The 20,201-nt window shown below is 71.6% G+C and carries 19 protein-coding genes; 11 read left to right on the top strand and 8 right to left on the bottom strand.

The annotated features are described in order from the left end of the window. Positions 1–71: 71 nt before the first annotated feature. Complete coding sequence (locus tag ACH41F_RS21310) at positions 72–446, bottom strand: cyclophilin-like fold protein (RefSeq protein WP_391233517.1); 375 nt, start codon at positions 444–446, stop codon at positions 72–74. 151 nt (positions 447–597) lie between these two features. On the opposite strand from ACH41F_RS21310, the gene ACH41F_RS21315 reads away from it, so the two are divergent. The 5 genes from ACH41F_RS21315 (at position 598) to ACH41F_RS21335 (ending at position 10,098) form a co-directional block, all read left to right on the top strand. Next, positions 598–2,112 (top strand): cytochrome ubiquinol oxidase subunit I, encoded by a 1,515-nt coding sequence (locus ACH41F_RS21315; RefSeq protein WP_391233518.1) that lies wholly within the window; start codon positions 598–600, stop codon positions 2,110–2,112. An 18-nt stretch (positions 2,113–2,130) separates the two neighbouring features. Next, entirely contained in the window at positions 2,131–3,138 is a 1,008-nt protein-coding gene (gene cydB, locus ACH41F_RS21320) for a cytochrome d ubiquinol oxidase subunit II (RefSeq protein ID WP_391233519.1), read from the top strand. A 110-nt stretch (positions 3,139–3,248) separates the two neighbouring features. Further along, complete coding sequence (gene cydD / locus ACH41F_RS21325; RefSeq protein WP_398836943.1) at positions 3,249–6,911, top strand: thiol reductant ABC exporter subunit CydD; 3,663 nt, start codon at positions 3,249–3,251, stop codon at positions 6,909–6,911. A gap of 145 nt (positions 6,912–7,056) precedes the next feature. Beyond that, on the top strand, positions 7,057–8,757 hold the full coding sequence (locus ACH41F_RS21330) for a GAF domain-containing sensor histidine kinase (protein WP_398836944.1): 1,701 nt from the start codon (positions 7,057–7,059) through the stop codon (positions 8,755–8,757). A gap of 285 nt (positions 8,758–9,042) precedes the next feature. After that, positions 9,043–10,098 (top strand): peptidoglycan DD-metalloendopeptidase family protein, encoded by a 1,056-nt coding sequence (locus tag ACH41F_RS21335; RefSeq protein ID WP_391233522.1) that lies wholly within the window; start codon positions 9,043–9,045, stop codon positions 10,096–10,098. An 83-nt stretch (positions 10,099–10,181) separates the two neighbouring features. On the opposite strand, the gene ACH41F_RS21340 is transcribed toward ACH41F_RS21335, so the two are convergent. Beyond that, positions 10,182–11,051, bottom strand: a complete 870-nt coding sequence (locus ACH41F_RS21340) for a Cof-type HAD-IIB family hydrolase (RefSeq protein ID WP_391233523.1) — start codon at positions 11,049–11,051, stop codon at positions 10,182–10,184. Between the two features lie 622 nt (positions 11,052–11,673). On the opposite strand from ACH41F_RS21340, the gene ACH41F_RS21345 reads away from it, so the two are divergent. Further along, positions 11,674–12,576, top strand: coding sequence for an LLM class flavin-dependent oxidoreductase (locus ACH41F_RS21345; protein ID WP_391233524.1), 903 nt, complete (start codon positions 11,674–11,676; stop codon positions 12,574–12,576). Between the two features lie 285 nt (positions 12,577–12,861). On the opposite strand, the gene ACH41F_RS21350 is transcribed toward ACH41F_RS21345, so the two are convergent. The 3 genes from ACH41F_RS21350 to ACH41F_RS21360 form a co-directional block, all read right to left on the bottom strand. Beyond that, entirely contained in the window at positions 12,862–13,017 is a 156-nt protein-coding gene (locus ACH41F_RS21350; RefSeq protein WP_391233526.1) for a hypothetical protein, read from the bottom strand. A 304-nt stretch (positions 13,018–13,321) separates the two neighbouring features. After that, the gene (locus ACH41F_RS21355; RefSeq protein ID WP_391233527.1) at positions 13,322–13,558 is read right to left on the bottom strand and encodes a hypothetical protein; all 237 of its coding nucleotides are present in this window, start codon (positions 13,556–13,558) and stop codon (positions 13,322–13,324) included. 17 nt (positions 13,559–13,575) lie between these two features. Beyond that, the gene (locus ACH41F_RS21360) at positions 13,576–14,181 is read right to left on the bottom strand and encodes a DUF5994 family protein (RefSeq protein ID WP_391233528.1); all 606 of its coding nucleotides are present in this window, start codon (positions 14,179–14,181) and stop codon (positions 13,576–13,578) included. A gap of 373 nt (positions 14,182–14,554) precedes the next feature. On the opposite strand from ACH41F_RS21360, the gene ACH41F_RS21365 reads away from it, so the two are divergent. From ACH41F_RS21365 to ACH41F_RS21385, 5 genes are all read left to right on the top strand, one after another. Beyond that, positions 14,555–14,992 (top strand): STAS domain-containing protein, encoded by a 438-nt coding sequence (locus ACH41F_RS21365; protein ID WP_391233529.1) that lies wholly within the window; start codon positions 14,555–14,557, stop codon positions 14,990–14,992. Beyond that, positions 14,989–15,738: an ANTAR domain-containing protein gene (locus ACH41F_RS21370; RefSeq protein WP_391233530.1), complete on the top strand. Its 750-nt coding sequence runs from the start codon at positions 14,989–14,991 to the stop codon at positions 15,736–15,738. Before ACH41F_RS21365 ends, ACH41F_RS21370 begins: the two co-directional genes overlap by 4 nt. Beyond that, on the top strand, positions 15,735–16,505 hold the full coding sequence (locus ACH41F_RS21375) for a GAF domain-containing protein (RefSeq protein ID WP_391233531.1): 771 nt from the start codon (positions 15,735–15,737) through the stop codon (positions 16,503–16,505). Before ACH41F_RS21370 ends, ACH41F_RS21375 begins: the two co-directional genes overlap by 4 nt. 235 nt (positions 16,506–16,740) lie before the next feature. Further along, entirely contained in the window at positions 16,741–16,992 is a 252-nt protein-coding gene (locus ACH41F_RS21380; RefSeq protein WP_391233532.1) for a hypothetical protein, read from the top strand. Positions 16,993–17,149: 157 nt separating this feature from the next. Continuing rightward, positions 17,150–17,701: a DUF5994 family protein gene (locus ACH41F_RS21385; protein WP_391233533.1), complete on the top strand. Its 552-nt coding sequence runs from the start codon at positions 17,150–17,152 to the stop codon at positions 17,699–17,701. 219 nt (positions 17,702–17,920) lie between these two features. Here ACH41F_RS21385 and ACH41F_RS21390 read toward each other — a convergent pair whose 3' ends face one another. From ACH41F_RS21390 to ACH41F_RS21400, 3 genes are all read right to left on the bottom strand, one after another. Continuing rightward, positions 17,921–18,364, bottom strand: a complete 444-nt coding sequence (locus tag ACH41F_RS21390) for a hypothetical protein (RefSeq protein ID WP_391233534.1) — start codon at positions 18,362–18,364, stop codon at positions 17,921–17,923. Positions 18,365–18,389: 25 nt separating this feature from the next. Beyond that, positions 18,390–18,938 carry an RNA 2'-phosphotransferase gene (locus tag ACH41F_RS21395; RefSeq protein WP_391233535.1) on the bottom strand — a complete coding sequence of 183 codons (549 nt, stop codon included), beginning with the start codon at positions 18,936–18,938 and terminating at the stop codon, positions 18,390–18,392. 122 nt (positions 18,939–19,060) lie between these two features. After that, the gene (locus ACH41F_RS21400; RefSeq protein WP_391233536.1) at positions 19,061–20,008 is read right to left on the bottom strand and encodes a MerR family transcriptional regulator; all 948 of its coding nucleotides are present in this window, start codon (positions 20,006–20,008) and stop codon (positions 19,061–19,063) included. Positions 20,009–20,201 lie beyond the last annotated feature (193 nt).

Here is a 20,201-nt window from a genome sequence, read left to right on the forward strand (position 1 = left end):
AGCCCCAGCTCTTGGCTCCGGCTGTTCGGCCCAGCCCTTGGCTCCGGCTCTTCAGTTCCAGCTCCTCAGCTCTAGCTCTCCACGAGTTCGACGCGGACGGGGTCGCCGTCCCGCACCGTCGACAACAAGTACGGGTCTCCGTCCAGGCGGCCCAGGACATTGCACGGGCTCGCGAGGCGGCATTCGTCGCCTCGCGAGATCGGGGTGGGGCCGTAGGGGAGCGCGAGGGCGTCCCCGTCGGTCCAGAAGGCCACGGTGCCCGGCTCCACCACCTCTCGCGCGCCGGTTTCACGTGAAACCGAGACGCCGGTGTCGAAGTAGACCTCTTCACCCCAGGTGTGCGCGGTGGAGACCAGCGGCAGAGCCTTGGTGAGCGCCAGGGTGGTCGGGGTGTCGTCGAGGGTCGCGGTGAGGTGACCCGAGGGCCACGAGATTCGTATCTGCACGACCTGGAATTCAACAATGTGTTGAAGTTTTTGCCAAGGGGTGGACGTGAGGCAGAAGACACCGACCCCCCGTCGTTCGTCGAAAAACAGTGCGGCATACTGGAGCTTGTGAATGTGAACGCGTTCACAAGCGCGTAAGGAGACTGACGACGTGGACCTGGCTCTGGCGCCGGAGACACTGGCGCGATGGCAGTTCGGCATCACCACCGTCTACCACTTCCTCTTCGTCCCCCTGACGATCTCCCTGGCCGCCCTCACGGCGGGCTTGCAGACCGCGTGGGTGCGGACGGAGAAGGAGAAGTACCTCAGGGCGACGAAGTTCTGGGGCAAGCTCTTCCTGATCAACATCGCGATGGGCGTGGTCACCGGCATCGTGCAGGAGTTCCAGTTCGGCATGAACTGGTCCGACTACTCACGCTTCGTCGGTGACGTCTTCGGCGCTCCGCTGGCTTTCGAGGCCCTGATCGCCTTCTTCTTCGAGTCGACGTTCATCGGCCTGTGGATCTTCGGCTGGGACAAGCTGCCCAAGAAGATCCACCTGGCCTGCATCTGGATGGTCTCGATCGGCACGATCCTGTCGGCGTACTTCATCCTCGCGGCCAACTCGTGGATGCAGCACCCCGTCGGCTACCGCATCAACGAGGTGAAGGGGCGGGCCGAGCTCACCGACTTCTGGCTGGTCCTGACCCAGAACACCGCGCTCGCCCAGGCCTTCCACACCCTGTCCGCCGCGTTCCTCACCGGCGGCGCGTTCATGGTCGGCATCTCCGCCTTCCATCTGCTGCGCAAGAAGCACATCAGCGACATGAAGACCTCGCTGCGGCTCGGCCTGGTCACCGTCGTCATCGGCGGTCTGCTCACCGCGATCAGCGGTGACACCCTCGGCAAGATCATGTACGAGCAGCAGCCGATGAAGATGGCCGCTGCCGAGGCACTCTGGGACGGCGAGAAGCCGGCGCCCTTCTCGATCTTCGCCGTCGGTGACGTCGACAAGGGCCACAACCGGGTCGCGATAGAGGTCCCGGGCCTGCTGTCCTTCCTCGCCAAGGACGACTTCACCTCGTACGTCCCGGGCATCAACGACGTCAACAAGGCCGAGCAGGAGAAGTACGGGCCCGGGGACTACCGGCCGAACATCCCGGTCGCCTACTGGGGCTTCCGCTGGATGATCGGCTTCGGTATGACGTCCTTCGCCATCGGCCTGCTCGGGCTCTGGCTGACGCGGAAGAAGTTCATGCTGCCGCAGTCCCTGAGGGTCGCGGACGACGAGATCCCGCATCTCGTGCTGCTCCCCCAGGGCAAGAAGCCCCTCAGCCCGAAGCTGACCCTGTGGGCCTGGCGCGTCGCGGTCCTCACCATGGGCTTCCCGCTGATCGCCAACTCCTGGGGCTGGATCTTCACCGAGATGGGCCGCCAGCCGTGGGTCGTCTACGGCGTGCTGCGGACCCGGGACGCGGTCTCCCCCGGCGTCTCCCAGGGCGAGGTCCTCACCTCGATGATCGTCTTCACCAGCCTGTACGCCATCCTCGCGGTCGTCGAGGTCAAGCTGCTCGCGAAGTACGTGAAGGCCGGCCCGCCCGAGCTCACCGAGGCCGACCTCAACCCGCCCACCAAGATCGGCGGCGACGAGCGGGACGCCGACAAGCCGATGGCTTTCTCGTACTAGGCAGAGGGGGATCGAGTCATGGAACTTCACGACGTCTGGTTCGTGCTCATCGCCGTCCTGTGGACCGGCTACTTCTTCCTGGAGGGCTTCGACTTCGGCGTCGGTGTCCTCACCAAGCTGCTGGCCCGCGACCGGCCCGAGAAGCGGGTGCTGATCAACACCATCGGCCCCGTCTGGGACGGCAACGAGGTCTGGCTGCTCTCGGCGGGCGGCGCGACCTTCGCCGCCTTCCCCGAGTGGTACGCCACGCTCTTCTCGGGCTTCTATCTGCCGCTGCTGCTGATCCTGGTCTGTCTGATCGTCCGGGGCGTCGCCTTCGAGTACCGGGTGAAGCGGCCCGAGGAGAACTGGCAGCGCAACTGGGAGAACGCGATCTTCTGGACCTCGCTGCTGCCGGCGTTCCTGTGGGGCGTGGCCTTCGGCAACATCGTCCACGGCGTGAAGATCGACCAGAACTTCGAGTACGTCGGGAACGTCTGGGACCTGCTCAACCCGTACGCGCTGCTCGGCGGGGTGGTGACGCTGACGCTGTTCACCTTCCACGGGGCGGTGTTCACGGCGCTCAAGACCGTCGGCGAGATCCGGGAGCGGGCACGGAAGCTGGCCCTGCAGGTCGGCCTCGTGGCGGCCGCGGCAGCCCTGCTCTTCCTGCTCTGGACGCAGGTCGAGAGCGGTGACGGCAAGAGCCTGGTCGCCATGGTCGTGGCGGTCACGGCCCTGGTCTCCGCCCTGGTGGCCAATCAGGCAGGTCGTGAGGGCTGGTCGTTCGCGCTGTCCGGCGTCACGATCGCGGCCGCCGTGGCGATGCTCTTCCTGACGCTCTTCCCGAACGTCATGCCGTCCTCGCTCAACGAGGACTGGAGCCTCACGGTCAGCAACGCCTCATCCAGCCCGTACACCTTGAAGATCATGACCTGGTGCGCGGTGATCGCCACGCCGATCGTGATGCTCTATCAGGGCTGGACCTACTGGGTGTTCCGCAAGCGGATCGGTACGCAGCACATCGCGGCGGATGCCGCGCACTGACCCGGAGGTGCTCCGCGCCGCCTCCGGGCGCCGGGTGCCGTGTCCGATGTGGGGTGTGTTTCACGTGAAACATGCCTCTTGGACCCTGCTGAGAAGAGGGTGTGTTTCACGTGAAACCGATCGACCCGCGTCTGCTCCGATACGCCCGTGCCACCCGCCTGTTCATGGTGGCGGTTGTCGGCCTGGGCGTCGTCGGGGCGGCGCTGGTCATCGCTCAGGCGATGCTCATCGCCGAGGTGGTGGTCGGTGCCTTCCAGCACGGTCTGTCGGTCTCTGAACTCCGTTCTCCCCTGCTGCTGTTGGTCGCCGTCGCGGGCGGGCGGGCACTGGTCGCCTGGTTCACCGAACTCGCCGCGCACCGGGCGAGCGCGGCGGTGAAGTCCGAGCTGCGAGGCCGGCTGCTGGAGCGGACCGCGGCGCTCGGCCCGGGGTGGCTGAGCGGGCAGCGGACCGGGTCGCTGGTCGCGCTCGCCACGCGAGGTGTCGACGCTCTCGACGACTACTTCTCCCGCTACCTGCCGCAGTTGGGGCTGGCGGTGGTCGTCCCGGTGGCGGTGCTGGCGCGCGTCGTCACCGAGGACTGGGTCTCGGCGGCCATCATCGTCGGCACCCTCCCCCTCATCCCGATCTTCATGATGCTCATCGGCTGGGCCACGCAGTCCCACATGGACCGCCAGTGGAAGACGCTGTCCCGGCTGTCCGGGCACTTCCTGGACGTCGTCGCCGGGCTGCCGACCCTGAAGGTGTTCGGGCGGGCCAAGGCACAGGCCGAGTCCATCCGGCGTATCACCGGCGAGTACCGGCAGGCCACCATGCGCACGCTGCGGATCGCCTTCCTCTCCTCCTTCGCCCTGGAGCTGCTCTCGACACTGTCGGTGGCCCTGGTCGCCGTGACGATCGGCATGCGACTCGTCCACGGGGAGATGGACCTGTACATCGGCCTGGTCATCCTCGTGCTGGCGCCTGAGGCGTATCTGCCGCTGCGCCAGGTGGGAGCGCAGTACCACGCGGCAGCGGAGGGGCTGGCCGCCGCCGAGGAGATCTTCCAGGTGCTGGAGACGCCGCTGCCGGCGGCGGGCACCCGTGCCGTGCGGGCCGGTGCGCTGACCTTCGAGGGCGTCACCGTCCGCTACCCCGGCCGCTCCGGGGACGCTGTCTCCGGGGTGTCCCTCGCTGTCGAGCCCGGGGAGACGGTCGCCCTGGTGGGGCCGAGCGGGGTGGGCAAATCGACGCTGCTGAACGTGCTGCTGGGGTTCGTGCCGCCGACCGAAGGACGGGTGCTGGTCGGGGGAGTCGACCTCGCCGAGGCCGACCTGGAGCAATGGCGGTCGCAGGTCGCGTGGGTGCCGCAGCGGCCGCACCTGTTCGCCGGGACGATCGCCGAGAACGTGCGACTGGCACGGCCCGACGCGGACGGTGACGCCGTACGGCGGGCGCTCGGGGACGCGGGGGCGCTGGAGTTCGTCGACGCGCTGCCGCAGGGCGCCGACACCGTGCTCGGCGAGGACGGGGCCGGGCTGTCCGCCGGGCAGCGCCAGCGGCTCGCACTGGCCCGGGCGTTCCTCGCTGACCGGCCCGTGCTGCTGCTCGACGAGCCGACGGCAGCGCTCGACGGGGCCACCGAGGCGGAGGTCGTGGCGGCGGTCCGGCGGCTGGCCGTGGGGCGGACCGTGCTGCTCGTGGTCCATCGTCCGGCGCTGCTGGGGGTGGCGGACCGGGTGGTACGGCTGGAGGAGCCCACGCTCGCCGCACCCTCGCAGGCCGATACTCCCGCCGCACCCGCACGGGCCGAAGCTCCCGCCGGACCCGCGCAGGCCGACCCTTCCGCCGGAGTCGTGGAGCTCGCCGCTCCCGGCGCACCTGCCGAGTCCGCGGCCTCGACCGCACCTGCGGAGCACACCGCTTTCACCGCCCCCGCGGAGCCCGCGGCCGTCCAGGCCGGGGTGGGCGAGGCCGGTCCTGCCGCACGCGAAGTGCCCGGCACCGTACGGGACATGACGTCGACCCCGGCCACGGGGAGGACAGGCGGTGTCCTCGCTCGGGTCCGGGCCATGTCCGGCGCCCGGCGGGGTCGTCTCGTGCTCGCCCTGCTGCTCGGCAGCCTCGCTCTCGGCAGTGCCGTAGGGCTCATGGCCACCTCTGGATGGCTCATCTCGCGGGCCTCGCAGCAGCCGCCCGTGCTGTATCTGATGGTGGCCGTGACGGCGACGCGGGCTTTCGGGATCGGGCGGGCCGTCTTCCGGTACGCCGAGCGGCTCGTGTCGCACGACGCCGTGCTGCGGATGCTCGCCGACACCCGCGTGGCCGTGTACCGGCGCCTTGAGCGCCTGGCGCCCGCCGGACTGCGCCGCACCCGACGGGGCGACCTGCTGTCGCGGCTCGTCGCGGACGTCGACGCCCTCCAGGACTACTGGCTGCGCTGGCTGCTGCCCGCCGGTGCGGCCCTCCTGGTGTCGGCCACCTCCGTCGGCTTCACCGCGTGGCTGCTGCCCGAGGCCGGCGCCGTGCTGGCCATCGGTCTGCTGGCGGCCGGGGTCGGGGTACCCCTGCTCACCGGGGCCGTGGCCCGGCGTGCGGAACGGCGACTGGCCCCCGCACGCGGCGTGCTGGCGACCCACGTGACCGACCTGCTCACCGGGACAGCCGAACTGGCAGTCGCCGGCGCCCTGCCGACCCGCACCGCCGAGGCGCGGCAGGCCGATGGGGTGCTCGCGCGGATCGCCTCGCGCGCCGCCACCGCGACCGCCCTCGGCGACGGACTCACCGCACTGGTCTCCGGCCTGACCGTCGCCGCGACCGCCCTCGTCGGCGCCCAGAGCGTCATCGACGGACGGCTGGGCGGGGTCGCGATGGCCGTCGTGGTCCTCACTCCCCTGGCCGCCTTCGAGGCCGTCCTCGGCCTCCCGCTCGCCGTGCAGTACCGCCAGCGAGTCCGCAAGAGCGCGGAGCGGGTGTTCGAGGTGCTGGACGCCCCGGAGCCGGTGCGGGAGCCGGAGCGGCCGCGGGAGGCGCCCGCGGCACCGTTCCCGCTCTCCGCGCAGGGACTGTCCGCCCGGTACGCGGGGCAGGACCGGGACGCCCTGGCCGGGTTCGACCTGACACTCACGCAGGGGCGCCGTGTCGCCGTCGTAGGCCCGTCGGGGTCCGGCAAGACGACCCTGGCGCAGGTGCTGCTGCGGTTCCTGGACGCGGAGACCGGCTCGTACACGCTGGGTGGCGTGGACGCCGGCGCGCTGGACGGCGACGACGTACGGCGGCTCGTCGGACTGTGCGCGCAGGACGCGCACCTCTTCGACAGCTCCCTGCGGGAGAACCTGCTCCTCGCCAGGAAGGACGCCACGGAGACGGACCTGCGCGACGCCCTGCGGCGGGCCCGGCTGCTCGACTGGGCCGACGCCCTGCCCGACGGTCTGGACACCTTGGTCGGCGAGCACGGGGCTCGGTTGTCCGGGGGGCAGCGACAGCGGCTGGCGCTCGCCCGCGCGCTGCTCGCCGACTTCCCCGTCCTCGTGCTGGACGAGCCCGCCGAACACCTCGACCTGCCCACCGCGGACGCGCTCACCGTCGATCTGCTGGCCGCCACCGAGGGGCGTACGACGCTGCTCATCACGCACCGGCTGGCCGGGCTGGAAGCGGTGGACGAGGTGATCGTGCTGGACGAGGGGCGGGTCGTGCAGCGGGGTGCGTACGCCGAGCTGGCCGCGGTGGCGGGGCCGCTGCGGGGGATGGTGGAGCGGGAGGCGGAGTCGGAGGCACTGACCCTGACGGCGTGAGCGTCGCACGAAGCGACGCCCACCGGTCCTCCGGGCCCACCAGTCCTCCAGGCCGACCGATCCTCCCGGCCCGCCGATCCTCCCGGCCCACCAAATCCTCTCCTCCCGACTTTCTGGAATAAAGGGGACTAATTACGCTCACCTCATGTCCGACGAACCGGCCTTCGGCCGCCTGCCTCCGGCCCCTCCGCCCCGGTCCACCGAACTGGCCGCGCGGGTGCCGCAGTTGCTGGAGGCGATGCGCTCCGTCGGCAGCGGTCTGGAGCTGCACTCCACGCTGGACCGGATCTGCGAGACCGCGGCGGCGCTGACCGAGGCCCGCTATGCGGCGATCGGGGTCGTCGACGAGGACGGCCGAGGCCTCGCCGACTTCGTCTTCCACGGTGTGGACGAGGCGACGGCACGGCGCATCGGACGCCTGCCGGACGGGCACCGGGGGCTGCTCGGTGCGCTGATCCGGGACCCGGAGCCGGTGCGGCTGGCGGATCTGGCGGCCGATCCGCGGTCCTGCGGCTTCCCCGAGCACCATCCGCCGATGCGCGGCTTTCTCGGCCTCCCGATCCGCGTCCAGGGCGAGGTCTTCGGAAACCTGTACCTGACGGAGAAGCGCGACGGGGAGCCGTTCGACGACTACGACCTCGACGTGGTCCGGGTGCTGGCCACGGAGGCCGGTATCGCCATCGGGAACGCCCGGCTGTACGAAGCCGCCCAGCAGCGTGAGCGCTGGATCGACGGCTCGGTCGCCGTCACCACCGCCCTGCTGTCGGGCGGGGACACCGACGACGCCCTCCAGGTCGTCGCGGAGCAGGCCCGCCGACTGTCCGGGGCGACGGCCGGCATCGTGCTGCTGCCCGCCGACGAGGGCGGCCTGGAGATCGCGGCGGTCGCCGCCGACCGGCCGTCGAACGTCCTGGGCACCGTCGTCCCGCCGGAGAGCAAGGTCGTCACCGAACTCCTCGACGGGCACGCCGTGTTCGTGGACGACGCAGCCACCGACCCTCGCGTGATCACGAGTCTGGCCCACGGGTACGGGCCGACCATGATGCTGCCCCTGCACAGCGACGGCCGTGTTCTGGGTGCCCTGGTCACACCGCGCGAGCGAGGAGAGCGGCCCTTCACCGAGACGGAACGCACGCTCGCGACCCAGTTCGCCTCACAGGCCGCGCTGGCGCTGATGATGGCCGGCGCACAGCGGGACCGGGAACGCCTGGCCGTCTATGAGGACCGTGACCGTATCGCGCGTGACCTGCACGACCTGGTCATCCAGCGGCTGTTCGCGACCGGGATGATGCTGGAGAGCGCGCAGCGCGGGTCGGCCGTGCCCGAGGTGCGCCAGGGCGTCGGCAGGGCCGTCGACGAACTCGACGTCACCATCCAGGAGATCCGGACCGCGATCTTCGCGCTCCAGCAGGGGCCCACGGAGATGCCCGCGGGGCTGCGCACGCGTGTGCTGCGGGAGATCAACACCGCTGCCGTGCCGCTCGGCTTCAAGCCCTCCCACCGTTTTGTCGGCCCGGTCGACGCCGCCGTGAGCGACCCGGTCGGCAAGAACCTCATCGCGGCGCTGCGCGAGGCCCTCTCCAACGCCTTTCGGCATGCCGGGGCGTCCCGTATCGACGTCGTCGTCGACGCCGACGTCACCCTGCCGGACGGGCGGCGGGCCGTACGCCTGACCGTCGCGGACGACGGCGTCGGCATTCCCGAGGGCGGGCGGCGCAGCGGTTTGAGGAACCTCAGACGGCGCGCCGAGTCGCTGGGCGGCGACAGCCGGCACGGGCCGGGGATCGGGGAGAACGGCGGTGGTACGACGGTGGTGTGGGAGGCACCGCTCGACTGGAGGCCCTGACCGACGAGGGGGTCGTGCGCGGCGCCCGGCCCGACCGCACGGCCACCGCCGGCCGCCACGCTCGGCTGACGAGACACGGCTCGATTGGCGAGGAACGCTGCCGAAGGGCCGCTCAGCCGGCGGCACTCCGCCTGACTGACGGAGGGGGCCGACGATGACGTCTCGTCAGCATCAAGTCAACGGCCCCCCGTTCAGTCGTACGACTGCGCCAAACGGTGCCGTCATTCCCCCGGCTGTACGCCCTGGACATGCCCCCCTCCCGCCTTCGGAGCCACGATCGCTGACATGCGACTGTCCCGCCGCCACCCCTTGTTCGTCCCGGTCGTGCTGTGCGCGCTCGCCGTGCTCATGGCCCGCCCCACCGACGCCGCCGAGAAGCGGCGGGACGGCGGTGACTCCGGGATCAGCGCGCAGGTGGCGCGGCTGTACGAGGACGCGGCCGTCGCGACGCAACAGTACGAGCAGGGGCGGCAGGAGGCGGAGGCACAGCGGGCGGAGGCGCAGCGGCTCGAGGAGTTGCTGGACCGGGAGCGGCAGAAGATCGCCGTCATGCACGAGGACCTGGGCCGGATCGCGCGTGCCCAGTACCGCAACGGCGGCGACCTTCCGCTGACCGCGCAGATCCTCCTCGCTGGCAGTCCGGAGGGGCTGATGCGTGGTCAGCAGGTGTTCTCCCAGGCGAACCTGGCCGTGAACAACGCCATCGACAAGAGCCGACGGGCCGAGGCGCGGCTTGCGAAGGACGAGGCGAGGGCCGCCGCGGCGTGGGAGTCCCTGGAGCAGCGCAACGTCGAACTCGCCTCTCTGAAGAAGGGCATCGAGCAGAAGCTCGAAGAGGCCCGTCAGCGGTTGCAGGGGCAGGCGGACGCGTCGGCCGCGGCGGGTGCGTGCCGTGGCGCGGTCCGGCTGGACCAGCCTCCGACGCAGGTCACGGGCGCCTGGGTCGCACCGGTGGAGACCTACGAGCTCTCCGCCGGGTTCGGCAGCGGCGGCTCGCGGTGGGCGAACCGGCACACCGGGCAGGACTTCGCGGTGCAGATCGGCACGCCGGTGCGGGCGGTGGGCGCGGGCCGGGTGGTGAAGGTGTCCTGCGGGGGCGCGTTCGGCATCGAGATCGTGATCGAGCACGCGGGCGGCTACTACACGCAGTACGCGCACCTTGCCGCGGTCACCGTCGACCAGGGGGACCGGGTGGTGCCGGGGCAGTGGATCGGCCAGTCCGGTACCACCGGCAACTCCACCGGACCGCATCTGCACTTCGAGGTCCGGGTGACCCAGGAGCTGGGTTCGGGGGTGGACCCGGTGCCGTGGCTGGCGGCGCGGGGCGTACCCCTCGGCTGACCGGGGCGTATCCCTCGGCTGACGGGGGCGTATCCCTCGGCTGACCGAGGCGTGCCCCTAGCTGACCGGGGCGGACGTTCCGGTTACGGGCGTCGGGCCAGCAGCCGCTCGATCACGACCGCCACGCCGTCCTCGTTGTTGGCGACCGTACGGCCCGAGGCGGCGGCGATCACGTCGGGGTGCGCGTTGCCCATGGCGTACGACTGGCCGGCCCAGGTCAGCATCTCGACGTCGTTCGGCATGTCCCCGAAGGCGACGACCTCCTCGTGCGAGATGCCGCGCTCGGCGCAGCACAGCGCGAGGGTGCTGGCCTTGGAGACGCCGGGCCCGCTGATCTCCAGCAGGGCGCTGGGGCTGGAGCGGGTGACGTTGGCGCGCTCGCCGATGGCGAGGCGGGCGAGGGTGAGGAAGGCGTCCGGGTCGATCGTGGGATGGAAGGCGAGGATCTTCAGAACCGGCTCGTCAGCGCCCGGACCGTCCGCTGCCAGCAGCTTCTCGGCGGGCTGGAGCTCGTCGGGGATCTCCATGTGCAGCTTGGGATAGTCCGGCTCCTGGTGGAAGCCGTACGTCTGCTCCACCGCGTAGACCGTGCCCGGCGCCGCCTCCCGCAGCAGCTGTACGGCGTCCAGCGCGTTCTCCCGGGCCAGTTCCCGCACCTTCACGAACCGGTGGGCGCCGGGGCCGCCGTGCAGGTCGACCACGGCGGCGCCATTGCCGCAGATCGCCAGGCCGTGGCCGTGGACGTGGTCGCTGACGACGCCCATCCAGCGGGCGGGGCGGCCGGTGACGAAGAAGACCTCGATGCCCGCTTCCTCGGCGGCAGCGAGGGCCGCGACCGTGCGGGGGGAGACGGACTTGTCGTCGCGCAGCAGGGTGCCGTCCAGGTCGGTGGCTATGAGGCGGGGCGGGACGGTGGAGGCCGGGGTCTCGGGCTGTCGAGTCGCTGAGGTCACCCGTTCATTCTCCCGCATATGCCTGCACGGCCGTGCGGGAGCGTGCGCAGGTGAGTGGTTACCGCCCCCACCGGGCCGCTCACTCTCTGTTGCCCTGGTCCGGCTGTGCGGTCGCCTCGGTGGCGCTCTGATCGAGGACCTTCTCCGTACGCGGCGGCGTCCGGGGCGGGTCCGGCGCGTGCCTGACGATCGCCGCGAAGCCCAACTCCCGGTGCCCGCCCGCGAAGTCGACGGAGACGTCGGGCGACCGCGGTGGGCGGGTGCGGTCGGGGATGGATCCGGTGGGGAGGATCTTGTCGGGACCCTATGTGTCACGGTCGATCTCCGCGCGGGCGTCGGCGGGCTTCTCGACGTGTCCGCGAATGGCTTGAATCGACTGTTCAGAAGTGCCGTACTTGTACAGCCTCGGTCCTCGGCGGCCGCCCACGCCGTCCTCGGCGGTCGCCGCGCCTGCCCGTACCGCGCGGCGAGCCGCAGCCCGCGCGACCCGTCGCCGCCACCGCGAAGCCACCGTGACCGGGCCGGAAGTCCAGGGCGGTGGTCCGATGTCCCCAGAGGTGGGCAGCCCCATGCCGAGCGCCTCCCCCTGGACACGGGGAGTGGCGCCGTAGGCTTGTGAGCCATGAGTATGCGCCTGAGCACCGTGATCCTTCCGTACCGCCGCTGGCATGAGGGGGGCCGTGCCGCATGGCGGCGCGCGGAGGAGCTCGGGTTTCACACCGCGTACACCTACGACCACCTCTCCTGGCGGTCGTTCCGGGACGGCCCGTGGTTCGGCGCGATCCCGACGCTGACGGCTGCGGCGGGCGTCACGGAGCAGATGCGCTTGGGTTCGCTCGTCACATCCCCCAATTTCCGGCACCCGGTGACCCTCGCCAAGGAGCTGATCTCCCTCGACGACGTCTCCGGCGGCCGCATCACCCTCGGCATCGGCGCGGGCGGCACCGGCTTCGACGCCACGGTCCTCAGCCAGGACCCGTGGACGCCGCGCGAGCGCGCCGACCGGTTCGGGGAGTTCGTGCAGCTGCTGGACCGGCTGCTGACCGAGGACTCCGTCTCGTACGAGGGCGACCACTACTCGGCGCACGAGGCCCGCAACATCCCGGGCTGTGTGCAGCGGCCCCGGCTGCCCTTCGCGGTGGCGGCGACGGGCCCGCGCGGGCTGCGGCTCGCCGCGCGGTACGGGCAGGCGTGGGTGACCACCGGGGACCCGAAGCTGTACGAGAACGGCACTCCAGCGCAGTCGCTTCAGGCCCTTCGCGGACAGACTGAACGACTGGCCGACGCGTGCGCCGAGATCGGGCGGGACGCGAACGGTCTCGACAAGATCCTCCTCACCGGATTCACCCCGGACCGCGGTGGGCCGCTTCAGTCGCTCGACGCGTTCGTGGACTTCGCGGGGCGCCATCGGGAGGTGGGCTTCACGGAGATCGTCGTGCACTGGCCCATCCCCGACTCGGACTTCGCCGCGGACGAGAAGGTCTTCGAGCAGATCGCCATGGAGGCCCCGGCGCAACTGCGCTGAGCGGTCCCCGGCTTCCGTCTGCGCAGCTCAGTCGGCGATTCGCGAAGAGGCGTGATCGGCACGCAGTTCTCCTGGGCGGGCCGTGCGGTGGTCGTCAGTCTGGTCGCTGGGTGCGGCTCTCGTGGGCGAGGCCGTCCCGGTGGGCGGCCGTGTCCGGGCCGGTGGGCAGGACCAGGGCTCGCAGCGTCACGGGGTCCGTCGGGCGGAGGGCCGTGGGATCCGGCGGCCTGCGCAGGGTCCCGACGCGTCCCTCGCCCTGTGCCGGGTCCGGGGGGAGCGGGGCCGTCACGGCGCACCGCCCGCGGTGGCGGGGCTGTCGTACCGGGAGACGTTCGGCTTGAGGCGGTCGGGCCGGGAGACGTTCGGCTCGGGGCGGTCGCGCCGGCGGACGTTCGGCTTGGAGCGATTGCGCCGGGAGACGTTCGGCTGAGGAAGGGGCATGGCTCCTCGGTTCGATGTGTCGGTCGGAGATTCCGTGAGGTGGGGCCGGGGCGGGTCCGTGCGGCGTTCCGCGGCTCCGCGCCTGGCGGGCTGGTCCGGGAGGGGTGGTGTTTCCGGGCCGGGGCAGTTTCGGACGGGCCGGAGCAGCCTCGGACGATTCGAGGGACGCAGGATGCGGGAGGCCCCCGACCTGCCCTGTGCGGTGCTGTGGTCGGGGGCATGGGCTGCGGACTGTGCTGTCGCTTGCGGCCGTCTGTCGGATCGGTTCAGTGACGGGCTGGGCGGGCGCGTCGGAGCAGTGTGCTCACCCCGCTGCCGTACGACTGCGGCGCCGAGGGCGAAGCCGCCCGCGCCCGCCCAGGTGGCGCCTGTTGGTGCCGCTCGCCCCCGCCCCGCGCTGAACCGGCGAGTCCGGTCCCGGGGCCGGCAGCCCGGAGCGGCTGTAGTGGACGGCGGACAGGCCTTTGCCGTGCTGCGAGTTGAGCAGGTGGATGATCACCACTCCGAAGGCGATCACCGCCACGATCACGGTCACGGTCACGAACGTCTCCACCGTGCTCACCGCCCCACCGGCTGGTGCGATGGCCTGGCGATCACCGCGGGGATCCTCGGACGGGCGGCCGGATCGAATGCCTCGTGCCCGCCCTCGGAGTCCCAGATGGCTTCCACGGCACGGTCCGCCTCATACACCGTGCGCAGACTCGCGGCCTCCTCCATGAGCCGGCTCGCGGTCGAGGTGCCCAGCGGGTCGCTGGCGGCGGCCATCAGCCAGGCGGCCGTGTGGGGAGGCGTCTGCGGCGGCACCACCAGGAGGTTCCAGCGGCCCATCCGGTAGGAGAGCAGCAGCAGTTCGTGCGGATCCTGCTCGGCCAGGAACCAGCCCACCTTCAGCACGTGCCCGGCGACGGGCACCCTGCGCGGGAGGGCCGGCCAGTGGGTGGGGTTCACGGTGACCCGGGTGATCCGCCCCCACAGCGGGTCAAGTGCCGCGGTCAGGGAGGGGAGTTCCGCCCCGAGATCGCGGGAGCGGGGCCACCAGGCGCCGTCCAGCAGAGCCGGTGCGGGACCGGCGGGAGCCAGCGACAGCCGTAGCGGGGACGAGGAGGACGCGGAGGACCGGTCTTCGGCTTCGGGCGTCGGCGAGGGGGAGATGGGCGCAGTCATGACGCGGACCCTGCCCCGGGCCGACTGCGACCGGCCCGGCATATTCGATCGCCGAAAACGACACGGGCGTGGAAGCCGGTGCGCGAAATATCCTCGGTCCTTCCAGCGTACTCCCCGGGCAGGCACAACGGACCGTACGGAGGAAACAGCCCCCGCGTTCCGGCCGGACAGCCGTGCCGATGCGGCAATCGCCCAGTAGCGGGGGATGTTCGACAATCCCGTCAATAACCGGAGAACAGGCTCGCCCCTCCCCCCCGGCAGTAGGTTGGCTCTACGGTCGCCCATGACCCTGGCCCTCTCCGTGACGTCCTTTCCGCGCAACAGAGGCCCTGCGCAAGGCGAAAGCCATCCCTGACAGAGGAGATGCGCGCCCATGGGCCGCTGTCCCGACCTGTTCGAAGAGTGCCGTGTGGTCCGCTCCGGCGGTGAGCTGGACCTGACGACCGCCCCGTCCTTCGCACGCGACCTGGAGGCGACCCGCCACGGCAGCGGCCGACTGTTCCTGATCGTCGACCTCGGCGGGGTGACGTTCATGGACGGCAGCGTCCTGGACCCGCTGTGCGCGGCATGGCACGACTGCGACCGGCGGCACGGCTGGCTGCGTGTCGTCCACACCCGGCAGGGGGCGGGTCTGGTGTTCCTGGCCGGCGGCCTGGCGGAGAGGTTCCCGCGCTACGCGAGCGCCCAGGACGCCTGGCAGGGCATACTCGCGGACCGTGCGGTGGCCGTCCTGGCACCGCACAGGTACGGCGCAGGGCGAACGGCGCTCCATCCTGGGGTGTTCCGGCCGCCGCGGAACGGAGACAGGTGATCAGCGACGGCATGGCCGAGGTCCTGCGGTCGCTGCGTCTCGGCGGGGCCAAGGACCTGGCGCAGGCGGCCGCGGGGGCGCTGGACGCCGAGGGTGTCGCGCTGTCGCTCCTGGTCGGACCGGCTCGGGTCGCCGAGCCCGTCTGGTGCCATCCCGAGACGAGCGCGCGGTTCGAGGAACTCCAGTTCACGTTGGGTGAGGGCCCTGGGCCGGACGCCGTCCGCACCGGGGTGCCCATCATGACGCCGGACCTGGACCGGGTGCGCGCGGAGCGGTGGCCCGCGCTGCTGCCGGCCGCGCGGGAGCTGGGGGTGCACGGCGTGTGCTGTTTCCCGCTGGGAGTCGGGGCCATCCGGATCGGCGTCCTGACCGTGCTCTGCGACGAGAAACGGCGACTGAGCGAGCAGCAGTACACGGACGCCACCGCCCTGACCGCCGCCCTGACCAGCGCCTTCCTGGACGGCGGCCCCCGCGCCGGGGACGGCGGCGGCCCTGGCCCCGGCAGAGTCCCGGAGCCGCCGTCGGGACTGCGCCGCGCGGTCGTGCACCAGGCCACGGGGATGATCAGCGTCCAGCTCGGTGTGTCCATGGAGGAGGCGATGCTGCGGCTGCGGGCTCATGCCTACAGCAGTGAGCGTCCCCTCGGCGAGGTGTCGGCGGACGTGGTCGCTCGCAGACTGCGCTTCGACGAAGACTTCGATGACGATGTGAGCGGGCCGTATTCGCCCGACGGTGGAAAGGGATGATCGGAATGGCCCGGGAACAGCGTCTGACCGAGGTCTTCGTGGAGGTGACGGACTCCCTCGTGGAGGACTTCGACGTGATCGAACTGCTGCAGCGGCTGTCCGCGCGTTGCGTCGAGCTGCTCGATGTCTCGGCGGCCGGGATCCTCCTCGCGGACGTGCACGGTGAGTTGCAGGTCATCGCCGCCTCCGACGAGCACACCCGGCTGCTGGAGCTCTTCGCGCTCCAGCACGACCAGGGGCCGTGCGTCGAGTGCTACCGCTCGGGCACCGCCCGGACGAACATCGACCTGACGCGGCCGGAGGCGACCGCGGGCTGGCCGCGTTTCGCCGCGCGGGCCCGCGAGACGGGGTACGCGACCACCCACGCCATTCCGCTGCGCCTGCGCAGCCGGATCATCGGCGCCCTCAACCTCTTCCACACCACCCCGCAGCACCGCCTCGGTGACGGCGACGTCGCGCTCGCCCAGGCGCTCGCCGACGTGGCCACGATCGCGATCCTCCAGCAGCGCACGCTGGAGCAGCCCCATGTCGAGAACGGCCAGCTGGAGGCCGCGCTGACCAGGCGGGTGCTGGTCGAGCAGGTCAAGGGCGTGTTGGCGGAACGCTGGAACACCTCCGTCGACGACGCCTTCGCCGCGTTCCGGTCCTACGCCCGCGCCCATCACCTGTCTCTGTCGGACCTGGCCGCTCACGTCATCTCGGGCGTGGTCGACACGTCCGCCTTCCCGGCGCCCGCGACGGCCACGCCCAGGAACCGCCTCGGCTGACCGCCGCTCATGTCCGTGATGACGCGCGCTGGGTGCCGATCCCGGTGGGGAGCGGGTCCCGGGGCGCGTGCCGGTGCGGGTTCCGGGGCTGGTGGCGGTGCAGGTCCCGGGGGCGGTGGCGCGCGGGTTCGGGTGCCGGTGACGGACGGCAAGCCACAATGGGGCCCGTGGGACACGGAGTAGAGTGAGGGACCCAGTCCGTCCCCCCGCCAGGGCACCGAACTCCGAGGTCACCATGCAGTCCACGCAAGCAGCCTCGGACGGGCACGCCGAGGTCCGCATCATCGCCGCCTCGCCCGAGGTCGCGCGCCGGGTCGCGGAGGCCCTCCGCCACAGCTTCGCCACCACCGAGCAGCGCAGCTACCCCTCGGGCGCCGACGGAGGAACCCGCCTCGACCTCACCGTGGACACCACCCGCGCGGCACAGCCCGTACGGTCCTGGCTGGAGACCAGCCGGTCCGCGGAGGACGACCACCGGCACGAGTGAGCCGCCGTCCCGGAACGGCCCGTCCGGACCCTGCGGGGAGTAGCGTGACCCCATCGGGAGCACTTCGCGCACCGGCCTCGATGCCGGTGCCGTTCCCGGTGAGCGACGACCTCGGGCGCTTGCCCCCACCGCAAGGGTCCGGAGACGGGTTTGCGCGATGTCCGCGATCCTTTCCCCTCATTCCCCGCTGCGTGCCGTCCCGTTCAGGGCCCCGACCACGCGCCTCGCGCTGAAGTCCGAGAGTCATTCCGCGGGCCCCGCCGAGCTGGACGGCGCCTGGTGGCCTCGCTCACGTGACCTGCCCGGCGAACTCGCCGCGCTGGCGGACGTGCTGGATCCGCTGTGGGGAAGGATCGACCGGATCGCGGCGAACCCCCGCAACTGGCCGGTCCTCCCGTCCAGGATCTTCGTCAACGGCCATCCGCTGAACGTCGGTTGGTTCACCTCCGAGCTGGACCCGCACGCCATCCTGCTGCTGTCCTCCACCACGGGGCGCTGGAACCTCCTGGTGATCCCGCCGGAGACAGGCGCCGTGTCGGCCGCACAGCTGATGGCCGCCGCCAGCGCGGACACCGGCCCGCCGAGGACCGCGACCGCACTCATGACGGCCGAACAAGTCCGCCTCGCGGCGCCGATGGCCGGGATCGACAGGGGCGGCGGTGTCCTCCTGTCCCACGACCGGGATCAGCGACGCGCCGTGGGGGTGTGACCGCCATGGTCACCGCCTTGGTCGTCAGCGTCGTGCTCATCCTGGCCGCCGCCGCGACCCGCCTGGTCCACCGGTTCGAGCCGCCGGACCCGTCACGGCTGACGGTTTGCCGTGGCCGCCGCGGCCGCCGCGTGCGGTTCCGCACCTTGGGCGGTCGCATCCAGAGGCGTACGGAGGTATGCGGCTGCGGTCGGTTTCACGTGAAACAGTGACCGCCCGTCAGCGTGCGCGGCCACTGAGCCATGGGCTGAGGCCGACGAGGATGAACTCCTTGTGCACGCGGTCGCCCGGCAGCGGGACCATCAGATAGTTGCCCGGCGGGAAGCGGCGCGTCTTGACCCAGGCATGGCCGTCGTAGAGGGCGCGCAGGAAGGCGGGCACGTCGTCACGGGCGACATCCGGGCACTCCACGCCATCGACGGTGATCAGCGCGTCGTCGTCAGGGAAGAGCCGCACGTCCACCTGGGGCCGGCCGCCGAACTCGACGTAGGCCTCATGGGGCAGGGAGCCGTCCGGGTCCGCGGTGACGCCGATGCCGGCGGCGGTGCGGCGGGAGGTCTGGTCGGCGCCGATGTCGTGCGTGACCTCGATCTCGAGGGCGTACTCGGCGGCGAGTGCGCGCAGCGCGATGACGGCGGCCTCGGTGGTGGGGAGGTGGTCCATACCACTGATCATGCCGGGAAGAGGGTCAGTGCGGCTCGGGAAAGCGCAGATAGCGCGGCGGCACGGCCTTCGTCAGCCACACCCCGTTCGCGCTGACGTGGAAGACGTGCCCGTCGCGGTGCATCGCCCCGGAGTCCACGGAGAGCACAACCGGCCGGCCGCGGCGGGCGCCGACCCGGGTCGCCGTCTCGCGGTCGGGGGAGAGATGGACGTCGTGCCGGTTCATGGGCCGGAGGCCCTCCGCGCGGATGGCGTCCAGGTGGTGGGCGACGGTGCCGTGGTAGAGGTACGCCGGCGGGGTGGCCGGGGGCAGTCCGAGGTCGACCTCGATGCTGTGGCCCTGGCTGGCGCGGATGCGGGTGCCGTCTACCGCGAAGCGCTTCTTGTCGTTGGCGGCGACGACGTGGTCCAGCTCGTCCCTGGTGAACCGGAAGCCGTGTGCGGTGGCCGCGGCGATCAGTACGTCGATCTCGACCCAACCGGCCTCGTCGAGCGTGAGCCCGATCCGCTCGGGTTGATGGCGCAGGTGCTTCGAGAGGTACTTCGACACCTTCACGGTGCGTCTTTCGTCCATCGGCTCAGCATGGCGGGAGAGACGCGGATCACGCACTCGGTTTTGACTCGCAGGTTTGATCCACAACCAACTGTAGTTATCCACAGGCTACTTGGCGTTTCTGTGGACAACTCACCCCCGTGTCAGCCCTCTTCGTCAAGATCAGCCGGGGGGCGCCACTTTGACGTGAGCGCGTCCAACCCCCGTGCCCGCACCTCCCGTTCAGCAGCCAACGACACGAACTCTGCCACCCCCTCCGCCCCAACCAGCCCCTCAACCGCCCGAATTGTCTCCTCGGGCAACGTCACAGAACGTGACCCAACCCGGTCTACCCCGCCCTCACCATCCCCCAGCCGCCCACGCAGCTGCCGCACCGCCAACAGGCGCATGGCGCGCGCGAGTTCCGCGTCCACCGTCTGCTGGGCGAGAGGCCGCAGGCGGCGGACGAGCAAGGCCGCCTCGGCGGCGTCGGCGTCGCTCGGAAGGTGGGGACCGTCGAGGTAGCGGGCGAAGACGTGCTCGGTGGTGAACTCCAGGAAACGGGCGGCGATGTGCTCGACCTGCCCCCTCAACTCCCGCAGATGGCCAGAGATCGCGGACAGCGGCACCCCTGCGCCATGCAACTCGACGGCCACGGCCAGCTCTTGAGGGCTCGGCACGACGAAGTGGTCCCCGTCACCGGGCACCGGCTCCAGTACGCCGAGTTCCACGGCGTCGGCGATCGCCGCGTCGTCGGGCGTGCCGCCGAACTGCTCCTCCAGCTCGGCGCGCGAGATCCGTACCGCCTCCTCGTCGCTCCACGGCCCGTCGACCTCGGCGACCAGTCCCAGCACCCCGCCCAGGCCGCGGCCCGTGTCCCAGGCCTCCAGGAGGTCCCTGATGGCGGCCAGGGTGTAGCCGCGGTCGAGGAGGTCGGCGATCTGGCGCAGGCGGACGAGGTGGGCGTCGGAGTAGAGGTTGGCGCGGCCGTGGCGCTCGGGGCGGGGGAGGAGGCCGCGGTCCTGGTAGGCGCGGATGGTGCGGACGGTGGTGCCGCTGAGGTGGGCGAGGTCCTCGATCCGGAGCGGTGGCGCGTCGTGGGGGCGGCTCATCCGCGCGTCCGGCACACCGCCGGTTGGGCCGTCTCCCGGTCCGCCGGTCGCAGCGGCCCCCGCGCTACGGGCGGGGCTGTGCCCCACGCTGCCGGTCGGGCTGTCCGCCCAGCTGCCGGTCGGGCTGTCCGCCCAGCTGCCCGTCGGGCCGTGCCCCCCGCTGCCCGTCGGACCGCCCGCCCCGCTACCCGTC

The organism is Streptomyces sp. NPDC020489 (genome assembly GCF_044386545.1).
Classification (GTDB): domain Bacteria; phylum Actinomycetota; class Actinomycetes; order Streptomycetales; family Streptomycetaceae; genus Streptomyces.